Source organism: Duncaniella dubosii (genome assembly GCF_004803915.1).
In the GTDB taxonomy this organism is placed as follows: Bacteria; Bacteroidota; Bacteroidia; order Bacteroidales; family Muribaculaceae; genus Duncaniella; species Duncaniella dubosii.
In genome coordinates this window covers 650,050-665,574 of the sequence record NZ_CP039396.1, presented here as the reverse complement: position 1 = coordinate 665,574, position 15,525 = coordinate 650,050, and the positions used below count along the sequence as shown (strand labels likewise).

General features: G+C 51.6%; 10 protein-coding genes and 1 pseudogene. 1 reads left to right on the top strand and 10 read right to left on the bottom strand.

Translation table 11 applies throughout. The features are described from left to right. Window positions 1-18: 18 nt before the first annotated feature. Window positions 19-1,752, bottom strand: a complete 1,734-nt coding sequence (locus tag E7747_RS02895) for a glycosyltransferase (RefSeq protein WP_455550227.1) — start codon at window positions 1,750-1,752, stop codon at window positions 19-21. A gap of 218 nt (window positions 1,753-1,970) precedes the next feature. Between E7747_RS02895 and E7747_RS02890 the strand changes: the two genes are divergently transcribed. After that, window positions 1,971-3,419, top strand: coding sequence for a glycoside hydrolase family 28 protein (locus tag E7747_RS02890; RefSeq protein ID WP_123614116.1), 1,449 nt, complete (start codon window positions 1,971-1,973; stop codon window positions 3,417-3,419). A 193-nt stretch (window positions 3,420-3,612) separates the two neighbouring features. On the opposite strand, the gene E7747_RS02885 is transcribed toward E7747_RS02890, so the two are convergent. From E7747_RS02885 to E7747_RS17435, 9 genes and pseudogenes are all read right to left on the bottom strand, one after another. Further along, window positions 3,613-5,586: an alpha-L-arabinofuranosidase C-terminal domain-containing protein gene (locus tag E7747_RS02885; RefSeq protein WP_136413985.1), complete on the bottom strand. Its 1,974-nt coding sequence runs from the start codon at window positions 5,584-5,586 to the stop codon at window positions 3,613-3,615. A 364-nt stretch (window positions 5,587-5,950) separates the two neighbouring features. Further along, window positions 5,951-7,408, bottom strand: a complete 1,458-nt coding sequence (locus tag E7747_RS02880) for a cadherin repeat domain-containing protein (protein WP_136413983.1) — start codon at window positions 7,406-7,408, stop codon at window positions 5,951-5,953. A 66-nt stretch (window positions 7,409-7,474) separates the two neighbouring features. Continuing rightward, window positions 7,475-8,752, bottom strand: a complete 1,278-nt coding sequence (locus E7747_RS02875; protein ID WP_168185203.1) for a SusE domain-containing protein — start codon at window positions 8,750-8,752, stop codon at window positions 7,475-7,477. Window positions 8,753-8,773: 21 nt separating this feature from the next. Then, window positions 8,774-10,318: a RagB/SusD family nutrient uptake outer membrane protein gene (locus E7747_RS02870; RefSeq protein WP_136413979.1), complete on the bottom strand. Its 1,545-nt coding sequence runs from the start codon at window positions 10,316-10,318 to the stop codon at window positions 8,774-8,776. 36 nt (window positions 10,319-10,354) lie between these two features. Continuing rightward, a complete protein-coding gene (locus tag E7747_RS02865; RefSeq protein ID WP_228449233.1) occupies window positions 10,355-13,408 on the bottom strand; it encodes a SusC/RagA family TonB-linked outer membrane protein in 3,054 nt (1,017 codons plus the stop codon). Between the two features lie 611 nt (window positions 13,409-14,019). Then, window positions 14,020-14,367, bottom strand: a complete 348-nt coding sequence (locus E7747_RS02860; protein ID WP_168185202.1) for a M48 metallopeptidase family protein — start codon at window positions 14,365-14,367, stop codon at window positions 14,020-14,022. Further along, complete coding sequence (locus tag E7747_RS16455) at window positions 14,297-14,464, bottom strand: hypothetical protein (protein WP_168185201.1); 168 nt, start codon at window positions 14,462-14,464, stop codon at window positions 14,297-14,299. Before E7747_RS16455 ends, E7747_RS02860 begins: the two co-directional genes overlap by 71 nt. Then, the gene (locus E7747_RS02855) at window positions 14,461-14,757 is read right to left on the bottom strand and encodes a hypothetical protein (RefSeq protein WP_136413973.1); all 297 of its coding nucleotides are present in this window, start codon (window positions 14,755-14,757) and stop codon (window positions 14,461-14,463) included. The genes E7747_RS16455 and E7747_RS02855 overlap by 4 nt, the downstream gene beginning before the upstream one ends. Further along, a pseudogene (locus E7747_RS17435) lies at window positions 14,754-15,478 on the bottom strand (NAD(+)/NADH kinase). The gene E7747_RS02855 and the pseudogene E7747_RS17435 overlap by 4 nt, the downstream one beginning before the upstream one ends. Window positions 15,479-15,525: the final 47 nt, after the last annotated feature.

Genomic DNA, 15,525 nt, shown 5'->3' with positions numbered 1-15,525 from the left:
TTTTTTATGGTACAGAGATTATCTGTTTTTAATCATCTTCACACGCTCGGCGGCTTTGTCGAGGGCGAGGGCATAGGCTTGGTCGTAGTAGACCATGAATTCCGGCCATGCGGCCTCGGCTGCGGTGCGCATGGCTGCCTTGTGGATCTTCTTTGTTTCCTTTTCGTCAGCACATGTGAGGTATTCGATTGAATGGGAGATGTTTTCAACCACACTGCGGTAGTTTGAATCACCACGGCCGATGACGTTGACACCGCATTCGTCGAAGTAGTTTTCCGATACTTTTAATACCCACTGTCCGAATCCGGAAAGTGATGTGGTGACGGTCGGGACTCCGAAGGCGACACTTTCAAGCGGAGTGTAGCCCCACGGTTCATAATATGAGGGGAACACCGTTGCGTCTGCACCCGGCAGAAGGTCGTAGTACGAAAGATTGAAAATTCCGTCGGTTGCGTTGAGGTAACAGGGCACATATATGACTGTCACACGCGGGTCAAGGGTGGTGAAGCCAAGCGAGTGGATACGGCTGTTGACCGCATCCGAATCTGGGTTGTTGAGCCAGTGGGTGAGCACCGGGTCGGCAAGAGGAGCTTCGTCATTTACAAACGGAGTATCGTTCATTCCGGCCATTCTTCCGGCAAGGTCGCTGCGGGCTTCCTTTGGCCATGCGGGCACCATGACGAATGCCAGCACGTTGCGGCAGAGACGGCGGTGTTTGAGTTCCTCACACATGTCAAGGAAAAGGTCGAGACCCTTGTTGCGGTATTCGCAGCGTCCACTGGTAATGACGATAAATGTATTGTCATCCATGCGTTTGCCGGTCAAAGCCGAAGCAACGGTCAGCATTCGGTCGCGAGCGGTCTTGCGTGCCTCCGGATATTTCGCGGCCGAGGGGACGAAATTCTTTTCGAAGCCGTTGGGCGTGACGACATCGGGACGACGTTCAAGGAGCTGTTCACATTCAGTTGCTGTGATGTCGCTGACAGTGGTGAAAATGTCAGCGGCATGAGCCACGCATTTTTCAAGCGAATGTTTGGCTTCCATGTTGAGCTCGGCGGCCATCTGGTCGCCGTTATAGCCCTTCATATAGTCGTAGAGGGGCTTGTTGTTGCCGCAGATGCTGCGCCCGATACTTGTGGCGTGGGTGGTGAAAACGGTGGCTACCTGTGGCAGTTTCCATTTCACGTAGAGAAGACCCATTCCTGTAGTCCACTCGTCGAAGTGGGCCACCATGCGGGGTTGATATTTCTTTGAGATTCGTCCGGTAGGAGTGAGCTTTGAGCCATAACCGCTTGCTATGATTGATTCGATGACGATTCCTGAGGCGTGGGCAAACGCACAGCCTTCATCGTAGTCTCCATAAGCATGGAGAGAATTGACTCCGAAACGCTGCCACATTTCGCCGTAGAATTCATCTTTTACGGCATACATGCCGTCGAATTTTACAAGCACTGCTATGGGTCGTCCGGGAATTTCCCAACGGCCTACCCTGACACTCACACTGTCAGGGAGTTTGGCGTTTTTGGCCCATGCAGACAATCCGTCAACTTTACATTCTGTAAACCAAGGCGATGGATTTTCAGAAGTCCATACGTCAGGTCCGATAAAAATTGTTTTGTCTTTGTAGAGCTTCTGTAAGGTTTTTGCCTTAGTGGACAGGACGGTATAGATACCGCCGATCTTGTTACACACTTCCCAGCTGACCTCAAAAATGAGGTCGACCTGAGGTGTCGCAGGTGTTGTGTCCATCATTCTTCTTAGATATTAACGATTTTGAGGCGCAAAGGTAAGCATTTTTTTGTAAATATCAGCAAGATACAGTGAAAATGACACAATAATGCCATCACAGTACCGTAAAACGCCACCGTGGTCTGCGTCTCGCTGTCGCTCAGTACCCTTTTTGTGTTTTCGGCGGATAATCGCTATATTTGCAGAGATTTTACAAAAATAACAAAAAATAAATGAGATCCATGAAAAAATCAGTCATCGCACTTCTGCTTGCATGTGCGCTCGGTGGCGGAAGTTTCGCCGGGACTGCTTCGGCTCAGTCGCAATCCGCAAAAGAAAAAGCAGCCGCGCGCGATAAGGAATCGGCCAAGGCTTGGGTCGAGCTTTATCCTGAAATCGAGAAGGCCATTCAGGCTCCGACTTTCCGCGATAAGGATTATCCGATTTTCAAATACGGCAAAAAATCTAATACCGAAGGTTACCTATATACAGAACTCATCAACAAGGTTATTGACCGCTGTTCCAAGGAAGGCGGAGGCCGTGTGGTGATTCCGGCCGGAACTTGGCTGACAGGTCCGATTACGCTTAAGAGCAATGTCAACCTTCATCTTGAAGAGGGTGCCACACTGCTGTTTACTTCTGACCTGAAGGAATATCCTATCGTGCGCACTCGTTGGGAAGGTGTCGACTGCTATAACTATCAGCCGATGGTCTATGCTTTCGAGCAGGAAAACATAGCCATTACCGGCAAGGGTACTCTCGACGGCGGCGGTAAGTTTGAAAACTGGTGGCGCATGTGTGGCGCAAGGCATTTCGGCTGGGAAGAGGGAATCGTGTCGCAGAAAATCGGCCGTCCTATTCTTCTTGAATGGAATGAAAAGGGTGTGCCCGTAGAGCAGCGCCGTCTCGGCGACGGTTACGGCATGCGTGTGCAGCTTGTCAATCCGATGATGTGCAAGAATGTGCTTATCGAAGGTGTGACGATGCTCCGCTCTCCGTTCTGGGTGATTCACCCCGCACTCTGCGACAATGTGATCGTCCGCAATGTCCATGTGCAGAACGAAGGTCCCAATGGCGATGGCTGTGATCCTGATGCCTGCAAGAATGTGCTTATCGAAGGCTGCTACTTCGACACCGGCGACGACTGCATCGCCATCAAGAGCGGCCGTAACCGCGACGGTCGCGACGGTCGTCCGTCGGAAAACATCATCGTGCGCAACTGCCGTATGAAAAACGGTCATGGCGGCGTGGTGATCGGCAGTGAGATTTCAGGTGGCTACCGTAACCTTTTCGTCGAGAACTGCCAGATGGACTCTCCGCTCCTTGACCGTGTGATCCGTATCAAGACCAACAATTGCCGAGGAGGCATCATCGAGAATGTCTATGTGCGCAACGTTGAGGTGGGCGAATGCAAGGAGGCAGTGTTGAAAATCAATCTCATCTACGATCCGAAAGAAATCTGCAACCGTGCCTACGCTCCTATCGTGCGCAATGTCTATCTCGACAACGTGACCTGCAAAAAGAGCAAGTATGGTGTCTATATCGACGCTTACGATGACCGCTGCAATGTCTACAATGTTGAGGTGAAGAATTCAAGCTTCGACGGCGTGCAGACAGGCGCGTTCCTTCTCAACGGTCAGGCAGCCGATGTCCGTTTCTTTAATCTCAAAATCAACGGCAACGCTATGTAAAAAAGGTTTCTGACTGCCTGTGCTGTCTGGTATTGGAGGGGTACAGAAATTCAGAAATGACAAAAATAACAGACTTTTTATTTCTGTCATTTGGAGACGACGATTATTCGCCATAACCAAGTGAATTAAATAAAAAGTCTGTTATTTTTGTCATTTCTGAATTTCTGTACCTCTTAATTTTAATCTCAAGTTATCATTTGAGGATGTAGACAGCAAATGTCTTGGCCGGAATGGTGACCGGGATGGTGTTGCCGTCAACTGTCAGCCGGCTCTCAGACGGGACGATGCGGGAGGGATTGTCGACTGTGTTGTCTGCATCCGGGTCGTCGGCCGACAGTGTGATTGCATGTCCGTCGCTGAATTTGCGTGATTTTTTCAGTCCGTCGAATTTCAGGGTCAGTTCGCGTGGCGAGCCGGAGGTGTTGGCGACTTTTACGATATATTCATCCGTCTTGTCGTCGATGACCGCCGAGGCATAGAGTCCGTTCTGTCCCTCCTTGCCGGCCACAGGATGTCCGTCGAGTGTCAGCGGGAGCACGCGTGAGCCTTTGTATGTGGCGTAGAGCTGCTGCACATAGTAACTTGCGGTTGCGACGGAGTTGAGATTGTCAAACCATATCATGTCGGGACGCCACTGCCAGCCTTCGACGTGGGCGAAGAGCGGCGCGTAGGTGGCCATGTGTACGACATCGGCATTGCGTTCGAGACCTGTCATGAAGGCAGCTTCCATAAGGGCGGCGTTGAAGTGGTTGAACTTTTTGCCCTTGCCGTGGCAGGCATATTCGCCGGCGAAGACTTTCGGGCCTTTGCGGTCATAGCTGTCGTAGCGATCGGCTTGGGTAAGGAAGAACTCTTCGGGCTGATAGTAGTGCTCGTCAACGAGGTCGGCTTTCAATCGTTTCATCTCAGGCCAGAGATAGTCGAATTTATCGCCCGATGCGCTCGGTCCGGATGAGCCGACAATCTTTATGTCGGGATATTTATCGCGTATGGCCTTGACGAAGTGCTGAAGGCGTTCGGGATACTCCGGTCCCCACTGCTCGTTGCCGATGGCAATGAATTTGAGATTGAAGGGTGACGGATGTCCCATGTCGGCACGCAGTTTTCCCCACTCGCTTTCGACCGGCCCGTTGGCAAACTCGATGAGGTCGAGAGCGTCGTCGATATATGGTTTCAGACTGTCGGTCGGGACATGCGCGCCCATGTCCTTGTTCTGATACTGGCACGCCAGTCCTACGCTGAGGACAGGGAGCGGTTCAGCTCCGATTTCCTCTGCAAGCCGGAAATATTCGAAAAATCCGAGTCCGTAGCTCTGGTAATAGTCTGGGAAGAAGCGGTGGCGGAAGGTGTAGTGCCATCGGTTTTCGTTGAGCGGACGGTTTTCGACCGGCCCGACACTGTTTTTCCATTGGTAGCGTGTCTGCAGGTCTGTGCCCTCTACTATACATCCGCCGGGGAAGCGCAGCAGTCCGGGATGGATGTCGGCGAGTTTCTGTGCAAGGTCTTTGCGCAGTCCGTTTTCATGCCCTTTCCATGTGTCGGCGGGGAAGAGCGACACGTGTTCGAGATCGCAGCCGTTGCCGGAGTCGAGGAAGACGCGCAGACGGCCTTTCGCCACAGTGGCCGACGGGGTGAGTGTGGCGGTGTAGCGTTTCCATTCCTTGGAGTCTATTTCAATAGTCTGTGAGGCCATGACCTGAGTCTCGCCCATCGAGGCCGGGTCGGTCAGTTCCACCCGTATTTTCGATTTTTTCCCGTCAGCTGGTGTGCGTGCCCATACGCTGAACCTGTATGTCTCTCCCTTGCGGAAGGCCACACCGAAGAAACCTTCGTTGCTGAGACCTGTCGATTTGTGCCCGTGGCCGGCAGGGGTAAGCCTGACGTAGTGCGGGTTGCGTTCAAATGGGCCGTCGTCTCTTACGGTCACATTTCCGAAACTTTCCCAGCCCATCAGTGACTGCGGGAATTCGAAGGAGCGGTTTTTGACCATTTCGGCGTAAAGTCCGCCGTCAGCGGCATAGTTAATGTCCTCAAAAAACAGTCCGTACATGGTTGGCTGCACTTCTGCTCCGGGTTTGTCGGTGCGGACGGTGAGCACCTGTGAACCGGACGTGAGCGACGCACCCAATAAAAGGGCGGTAGTGATAAAAGTCGATTTAAGATTCATGGCTGGTTTACCGGTATTGTTTTAAAGCATTGTCGGAATGCAAATTTAATATTTTTTTCCGATGAGGTGAAATATGTGATAAAAATATGGCCGCCCGGCAACTTCCGTTAACAACGGATATGCCGGGCGGCTCTTCTGATTGAAATAAAGGGCAATTGGGTGCGTTGCACCAAGTAGCAAGTTTTAAGTATTGAGTACTAAGTATCGGGTACTAAGTATCAAGTTTTAAGTATTGAGTATTAAGTACTAAGTTTCAAGTGGAAGATATGAAGGATTATTTGGTACTTAGTCCTTTGTACATAACTTAGTCCTTACTCCTTCGTACTTAGTCCTTAATTTAGTCCTTAAAATTTACTCTTAAATTTTACTTGATGGTAGCTGTGTAGGGGAGTGAGCTGAGGTCGAGGGTGATGGTCACTTCACCGGTGACAGGTGCTGTAATATTGGCTCCATCCATAGTCAGATTGTCAAGAGAACCTCCGAGATTGATGTTCAAGTCGTTGTTGGCTCGGAACTTGAATTCACCGTTGGTGAGCGTTGTCTTGAGAGTCCATGTGAGGAGATCCTCAGAGGGAGTCATTTTGGTTTCTTCGCTCCATCCGCCGACAGTTGCATCGCCGATGATGGCGATTGATTCAATCGGTGTGGTGGTGTAGGTGAGGGCAACGATGTCGGCGGTACACCAGTAGAGGCTGTTTCCGAAGGGTTCATTGTTCTGGGTTACATTCAGGTTGCCTGCGCCTCCGTCGGTCGAGAGCTTTCCTGCTTCGGCAAAACCGAAGTTGGTGTGATCCCAGTCTGGAGCCGATGTGAATTTGAATTCACCGTCGATATGGACATATCCCTGATAGTTCTTGTAATTATTGGTGTAGAGCATCTGTGATGCACCAGCGCTCCAGTTGTTGGCAGGACCGGGAGTCCAGAGGTTGTCGAAAGCATAAGCTATATCGTAGCTGTATAAGCCGTCTTCGGGCTTAAGATTGACAGTGAGGAGGAATTTGCTTGCCTCGTTGATCATGCCGTAAGTGCCGAGTGACGTGTAGTCCTTGAGATAGCCGCTTTTTTCATCGGCGAGGTCAGCGTCGGGTGCGATTACGATACCTGAACCTGCAATGATGGTCGAACGGGGAACAATTGCCCATTCATAACCGCCGGCCGCTTGGTCAGGGCTGACTTCAATCATGCCTGAGAACGAGGGATCGTCGTAGGGACTGATGCCACTGTTGGTCATTTTTATAGCCTTGTCGATGTCGAGCGTGCCGTTAGTGCATGTGCCGACAATGTAATACTCCTCTTCGATTGTGAATTCAGGAGCGAACGGCGACATCGTGGCTGTCATGGGGCAGTAGTAGACGTTTTCACCGCCGAGACGCATATAATTGGATCCTTCGACCGCATAGGCTATATAACGGATGTGGGTTTCCTTGGATGCAGGGTCGAGAGTCTTCATAACTTCATGGAAGGCAGCGTCAAGGTCATCGGGATTGGCCATGAGCTGTGTTTCCTGAAGTTCTACGGGAAACTCTGCGGGAGTCGAGAATGCGTCTGTCGCAGCCATCTGGCCTACAAACTTGAGTTCATAGCCGGCTACAAGACTGTCGGATGCTGTGATCTCCGCGAGGGGAACAAGCGTGTCGCTGTTGTTTGCTTCGTCAAGGTTGATTGTGCCTGATACGATTGACGAAATGGTTAGATTGGCGGAATCGTAGATTGGTTCTTGCGGATTTGACTGGCCGGGAGGGTTGGGGAAGTCGAAGTCATTGTCGCAGGAGACAAGTCCGATGCCTATAGCAAATATGCCGAATAATACTGATTTTTTCATTATCGTTTTTCTGATTCTGATTTTTGTGACCCTGCCATCATTTTACCGATGGCAGGGAATTTAGATTTATTCAGTGGCGGATGATACAGTGAGCGTCGCAGGATCGGCTGTTGTATCAAGTGTGAAAGTGAGGTCACCGCCGCCCCAGTTGAATGTCCAGCAGCCTTCGCCGGTAACGCATTTGTAAGCGTCGCCGAGAGTCATTGTCAGGTCTGAACCTCCATTGTCTGACGAATATGGAGTGGCTCCCCAGCCGGTAAGTTCAGGATAAATTCTGAAATAAAGATCGCCGGCTGCAATGTTGAACGTATTGGTGTAGATACCTTCTCCTTCACGGTCGATAAGACGCCAGTTTGCATAGACAGCTGCGCTTGCTTCGCTTGGTTCTGCCCATCCTGCCATCGAGCCTACAAGATATACGTAGGTTTCTTTAACGAATTTACCTTCTTTGGCAGTGATTTTGGGAGCATCTGCATCGGTGAGGTCAAAGACGAATGTCACATCGCCACCGGCCCAGCTTTCATCGGTCTTCCAGTTGTTCTGGGTGTAGGTCGGGTCAAGCAAGATGTCGGTATTGCTGAAGTTGACCACAGAGCCGGCTGTTTGTGCGCCAAGTGAAGCGTTGGGAGCATCCCAGCCTGCGAGCTGAGTGTAGAATCGGAATTCCTGAGCGCCGGCAGGTATGTTCACAGAACCTTCAAATATTCCTGTTCCGACACCGGTCTCTTCGATAGCCCAGTTGGCATAGAGTTTGGCATTGGCTTCCGACGGTTCGGTCCAGCCTGTCGGAGCTCCGACAAAATAAACGAATCTGGGCACTTCCGGGAACGGATTGAACAGCTGCACTGCCTCAAGTACGATATTGTTGGACACGCACTGGCTTGAAGCGACGTTTGTAATCCACGCATGTGCGCGCATTGTAACCTTGACAGGGGCGATTCCTTCTTCTGGATACTGAGCAAAAGAGCTGACACCCATGAGCTTGCAAAGTACTTCGTCGAGCTCTTTCGCATCAAGTTCGATTTTGGCCTGAGTCGGGACTTTGGGTGTTAAGGTCATGTAGTTTGCCTCGCCTCCTTCAGCTGTCGCCTCTACGAACTCATTGTCAAGAGTGACATCGACAGAATATTGGGTTGTGGTGGCTACACCGTAGTCGGGTTGTGATGTAGTGAGTGAGACAGTTCCTCCATCCTGAAGGATGTAGAGCTGATTGGCCATCGGAGGAGTGTTGAGAACAAAAGTAGCCGGCTCGGGAGCGTGGTAGATTGGCTCTTTGTCAGCCTCACACGATGTGAAAGCAGCGGCGGCTACCGCAAGAGATGCTAAAATATATAACTTTTTCATTGATGAAACCATTTTAAATCATTAGTAGCCGGGATTCTGACCAAGGGTAGAGACAAACTGGGTGGGCACACAGTAGACATTGCGGTAAGCCTGTACGTTAGCTCCGTTGGCATTCGCGCCTTTCCAGCTCCAGTTATAGTTTGAACCTGCGAATTTTCCGAAACGTACAAGGTCGGAACGGCGGTGTCCTTCCCAATAGAGCTCACACATACGCTCGTCAAGGATATTTTCGGCGGTGAGAGTTCTTACATCTGCGAGACCGGCACGCTGACGCACACGGTTCATCATCTCAAGACCGTTGCATCCCTGTGCGCCGTTAAGCTCACATTCTGCAAGCATCAGATATACGTCGGCAAGACGGAAGAGGGGGAAATCGGCAGGGTTGAAAATTGTGTTGCAATAGGGAGTCTCCTGTTTCTCGTTTTTGTAGTCGTCCTCAGGAGTGTAGACAAACTTCACGCACATGTAGCCCTGATTCTTGTCGCTGAGGTCCTGTATGTCCTCGGTGTATTCTCCTTCGTAGATAAGACGTCGTGCATCGTTGGGAAGAAGCGCTTTTGAAAGTTCTTCGCGGACGCGGGGACCTTCCCATCCCGACACTGCGAGTCCGAGGGTCTTGAGGAGTTCTGAGTCGCCACGGTAGCTGCCGCCCGAGATATAGGTAGTACCGCCGTATGTGGTGAGGGTAGTTCCGTCCTGAGGAATACCCCAGATGATTTCACCGTTGCCCACATACTTGTCGTTGGTGGCACAGAAGAGATATTTATAGGTCGGTGCAAGGGTGTCGATTGTCTTGCGGATTTCGTTACATGCGTTTGCGCAGTCCTGCCAGCGTGGCTCGCCTGTGTAGACTTCGGCGTTGAGGTAGAGTTTGGCAAGGAGCATGTAGCCGGCTTCGCGGGAAAGACGTCCGTAGACCTGCTGAGAGGCGGGAACGAGGTTGGGGATTGCATTGGCAAGGTCTTCCACCACAGCTTCGAAAAGTTGCTTGCGGTCGTAGGTGGGAGGTGTCACTCCGACAGGAGAATCCTCTGTTGTCCACGGGCCTACGCCGAAAATGTCGATCATGTGATAATATGAAAGCGCGCGGAGGGTGCGGGCTTCTGCGTCGAATACTTCGACAGACAGATTGTCGCTTCCGGGAAGCAGGCTGCCATATTTGTGAAGGTCGCGGAGAAACTGGTTGACGATTGCAATCTGGTAGTTGAAGCGCGAGAAGCATTCGTAGAGCCAGTGGTTGTCAGGCGACCATGTGGAGTAGACGAGCTCGTTGATACCGCCGTCGGCCCAGTTCGAACCGATGAGTGTTTCGTCGGAACAGAGTTCCTGAAGGTTCCAGAGCTGACGTGTGTAGACACCAGTTCCGCCGTCGTCAACTGTAATACCGCCTTCAAATACAAGACCGCCGTAGATACCGGCAAGTTCTCCGTAGAGTTCTTCGGCAGTGGAGATTTCTGTTTTTGTCGTCGGATTCTCGGGAGTCACATCAAGGTCACCCACACACGCAACGAAAGCGGGCGATGAGAGAGCGATGGCACCGAGAACGATATATTTTGATAATTTCATATTGATTCTTCGTTATGATTTGGTGAGGATGAATTGTTAGAATGAAGCCACGATACCAAACGATACGGTCAGCGGGTGGGGATAGACGTTGTTGTCAATACCTGAGAAGATTTCAGGATCGAGACCTTTGTATTTGGTGATCACGAACGGATTCTGACAAGCACCGTAGAGGCGCAGGCGCAGACGGTTGTTGAGAAGATTGTCCCATGTATAGCCCACGGTGATGTTGTCACAGCGGAGGAACGATGCGTTCTGTACGAAGTAGCTGCTGCAGGCGAGCTCGTTGGTAGTCTTGTTAAAGAGGAATGAGGTGGTGTTGAGATTTGAGAGGGGCAGTGAGTTGTTGACTTCTTTCACAGCGCTGTTTGCCTGAGTGTCGTTATACACCCAGTTGCCGAGGTTGGCGCGGAGTGAGATACCGAAGTCCCAGTTCTTGTAGTTGAAAGTGTTGTTCCAGTTCATTGTCACCTTCGGGTCACGGCTGTGGTAGATAATCTTGTCGTCGACTGTGATTTCACCGTCGCCGTTCTGGTCTACGTAGACACCTTCAAGGGGATTGCCGTTTTCGTCATACACCTGTTCGTAGACATAGAAACTGAAGGCTGACTGGCCTACCTGATGTTTCTGGATCTTGTTACCGTTACCGAGCGAGATGCCTGAGTCGTCGACAACAGTGTCGGCACCGTCGGCAAGGCGGGTAATCTTGTTCTTGTTCCATGCGACGTTGAATGCGGATGTCCAGCGGAAATCGTTGGTGACGATAGGACGGGCGGTTATGTTGAACTCGATACCTGTGTTCTCAAGGTCACCGAGGTTCATGTTGCCGGCGTTCGAGATGTTTGAGCCTGCGGGATAGGGAGACTTTGTGAGGAGGTCCTTGGTTTTGCGCTTGTAGAAATCAAGGCTACCGAGGATTCTGTTGTTGAGGAATCCGAAGTCAACACCTGCGTTCCATGTGTGGGTTTCCTCCCACTTGATGTTTGAATTGTAGGCAGTTGCATAGAAGGGATATGTTCCGACTGTAGGCTGGCCGGTGATTGATGGATAGACTGCGCCACCGCCTGTCCACTGGTTGTAGACGGGAAGATAGGGGAAGTAGTCATCGCCGAGATCCTGCTGGCCGGTCACACCGTAGCCTGCGCGGATTTTGAGTTCGTTCATATAGCTGCGGGCGCTTTCCATGAAGTTTTCTTCAAGAAGCTTCCAGCCGAGGGCCACAGAGGGGAAAGTACCCCAGCGGTTGTCCTTGGAGAAGCGTGAAGTACCGTCGCGGCGCACTGTGGCAGTCACAAGATATTTGTCAAGGAATGTGAAGTTTACACGTCCGAAGAACGACACAAGCTGATGAGGCTGGATAGTGATGTTTGTCGGGTCTGCCTGATTGCCGATGTATTTCTCGTTTTCAGGATTTACAACTTCATACACGCGGGTGTAGTCGCGTTTCTTGTTGTGGAATTTCTGCCATGAGTAACCTGCTGTCACGTCAAGAGTCGAGTTGATGCTCTCGAAGGCGTGGTTGTAGTTGAGATAGAAATCAAGGAGGAGGTTGACACGGGTCTGGAATTCATATTTGCGGCTGACACCACCGTCCTTGATGTTGATGCGGTTGCCGTTTTCAAGCACTGTATAGCCGTTGTTCCATGCCTTTGGAGTGTTGATGAAATCGTTTGAGTGGTTTTCACCGTGCTGGTAGTCGTAACCGAGGTTAAGGTTTGCACGCAGGTCGGTGAGGAATGGCATCTTGAGGTCGAGCTGGAGATTGCCAACCGACTGATATGCTGTACCTTTTGAAACTGCTGCGCGGTTTTCAGCGATAGGGTTGAGCGGTGATGTAGTGGAGTCGATGGTTTCACCGATGGCGTCAGGACCGGCGAGGATACCGCCGTTGACGTATGATGTATAGTTGCTGAAGAGCGGAGAGCCGTTGGGGTCGATTACAGGAAGAGTCGGGTTCATGCCGGCGGATGCACGGAGTGTGTTTGCACCATAATTATTGGTGATGTATGCACCCTTGACGTTAGCGTTGACCGAGAGAAGATTGTTGAAGAACTTTGGAGTCAGGTTGATTGATGCGGTCAGACGATCCATGTCGGTATTGTTGATGATACCGTTGTTGTCTGTGTAGGTTACGCCGACGCGGTAGGGAAGCCATCCGGCAGTACCGCCGACGCTGAGGCTGTAGTCCGATGAGAATGTCGTGCGTGTGAGTTCCTTCTGCCAGTCGGTGTCATAGTCGCGGATCTGTCCGTACTGAGCCGATTCGAGTCCGTATTCTTCTGTGATGAAGTTGCGGAACTGGCTTGCGCTCATCATGTCGAGATACTTGCGGGTGGTGTTGATGTATCCGTTCATGGTGAAGTTGACTTGAGGTTTGCCCTTCGCACCGGCTTTTGTGGTGATGATGATGACACCGTTTGACGCACGGCTACCGTAGATAGCTGTAGCCGAAGCATCCTTGAGGATGGTCATCGATTCGACGTTTTCAGGCGATACGAGTGCGAGAGGGTTTGAAGAACCTACGATACCCTTAGTGTCCATGGGAACTCCGTCGATGACGATAAGGGGAGCGTTGGATGCGGCGAGTGAAGCGCCACCACGGATCTGGATGTTACCGCCTTCCGATGGATTACCTGAAGTGGTCACGACCACACCCGGAGAAGCACCGACGAGAAGATCCTGAGCCGATGTGGCAAGGCCGGCTTCGATTTCCGAAGGCTTGATTGTCGCCACTGAACCGGTGGCATCGCTTTTCTTGACTGTACCGTAACCGATCGCTACGACTTCGCCGAGCATCACAGAGTTTTCTGACATTGTGACGTCGATTTCGGTACGGCCGTTGATGGCTATTTCCTGAGTCTCATAGCCGACGTATGACACCACGAGGGTGCCGTCGGATGGAGCGGAGATAGTGTAGTTGCCGTCGATGTCGGTGGCAGTTCCGAGGGTCTCGCCCCGGACTACTACACTTGCGCCAATCAGAGGTTCGCCCTCTTTGTCAACTACAGTACCTTTGACTGTAATCGTTTGCGCGAAAGCGGGGAAAGCTGCACAGAGGGCCATGAATGCCACCAGCCATACTTTCCGGGTCATTTGAAAACAAATGTTCTTCATGCACGAATTGTTTAAATAAAATTTGTAAATATGATAATCTCAAAAAAATGTAATAGGTTGTCGTTCCTGACAGCTATGGCCGTCACGTGGTGTGATGGTATTTTTTTCTGCCGATAGCAGACGGTAAGGTCGGAGGAGTGTCAGGGATGGAATAAAAGGAAATGATTCGTGCGGACAGCGGGATGTGTCGCGGTCAGTTTAAGGCAAGAAATGTCAGGCCGATTCTTACGGTTTAAAGCGTCCGGCAACGTAGCCGTGCCGGTCTGTCGCGCCAAACCATGAGTGCGTACCTTGAGCCGTGAAAAATCCGTTCGGTCTGTTTTTTAATCTCTACGTCGGGGTTTGTCCGATTAATCCAGAACAAACAGTGATGATGATAATATTTCCTTTATTTCAATCTCTCTACATTCCGGCGGTTTTTAAGCCGCTATCAGTGGAAAAGGGTAAGTAGATAAAGCCTTAGGCAGGAGCTTATGGCGAAATCCGCGACAAATATAAAACTTTATTTTGATTCGTTCAAATATTTTTATAGGAAATATGGGAAGATAGATAAAATTCAAGTGTAAGTGTAGAAAATGGATGCGTTTTTCCTATCTGTCGACAGGCCAGTGGTAATTGCGCAGACTGTGGGTCAGTTGGCTTTCGCGACCGGAGCAATAGCGGTCGCAGAGAGTGTGGAAGGCCGCCGTGTGTCCCGGCTCTGTGAGATGGGCGAGTTCATGACGGATTATATAGTCGCGCAGCTCGGGTGGAAGGAACACGTTGAGATAGGAAAGCCTGATGCGTCTCTGACGCGGATAGCATGTGCCGAGCACCGTGCGTCCGTGGGCTATCTCCCAGCTGTCGACCCTTAGCCGAGGCTGTCGGCTATTTTCCGCGCATGTGGCAGAAGGAGGTCGGGGCGAGTCTGCGTCCGAAGTTTTTGATGCAGCTGTCAATGCGGGTCTGGACAGATGGTGTGGATATGTCGGCATCGGTTGGTATATATAAGGTGTAGACGGTCGTAGCTCCTTCGGAGCGACCTGTGACTGTCATGTCGCGGTGTTGGGGAAGGGCTGGAGCGATGCATAATATGAACGCAGGGTAGTCCCAGTCTCCGGGAGAATTTCAATTTTAGTCCCGATGTGATAGCGGTGTCGGGGTCTGATGCGTTCGAGGTCTTCACGCATCCGCTCTATGGCGTCGTCTATCCGGTCGGCGGGAAGTCCGGCGGGGATGTTGACGTGTAGTTGTCCGCCTTTCCATCTTGCCGACACGCGGTGTGAACCACGGCGTTCGGTGACGTGTATGAGTCCAAGCGACGGGTGACTGATGTGGAGAGTGCTCATTCGTCGCGTTTCGAGATTCCCCACAGAAGTTTTGCGCGGAGTGTGTCGATGAAGTTGTGGTCGGTGCTGTGGACAATCTTTGTCACGAACGGCGCACGCCGCAGCCGGAGTTTAACGTCGATCGGCAGAATGAGCGAACGGCCGTCGAGCGTCACACGGTATGTATCGGTGCGCGACTCCACGGAGATGTCGATTATATGGCTGTCGGCTACGACAAGCGGGCGCATCGTCAGTGAGTGGGGCGCGATAGGCGATAGCACCCAGCACGGTGCTGTCGGCTGCACGATCGGCCTCCGACCGAAAGGTTGTAGGCTGTCGAGCCGGTGGGGGTCGACACGATTAGTCCGTCGCCCTGATATGATGCGACCGGCATTCCGTCAAGTAGCGCGTTGACGGTTATCATCGATGCGGTGTCCTGACGTAGGATTGCGATTTCGTTGAGCGCGAATCCCCAGCCGACACTCCGGCCTTGACTTTGTTTCCGATGCCTTTGCCTTCGAGGAGCGAGCGCGACTCGACGGTGTAGTCGCCTGAAATCAGACGGTCGACCATAGTGCTGGCTTCGCTCACGGATTGCTCCGCCAGAAAGCCGAGGTGGCCGGTGTTGAAAACCGATGATAGGTATTTCTTTTGATGCAACACGCCTCGCGGTTCGCAGGAATGTCCCGTCGCCTCCGAAACTGAAACAGAAGTCGGCTTTGAAATCGTCGTCTTCAAACACATCGTCGGCGTTAATCGGCACACCGGTCTGCCTGACCAGAGCTTCGT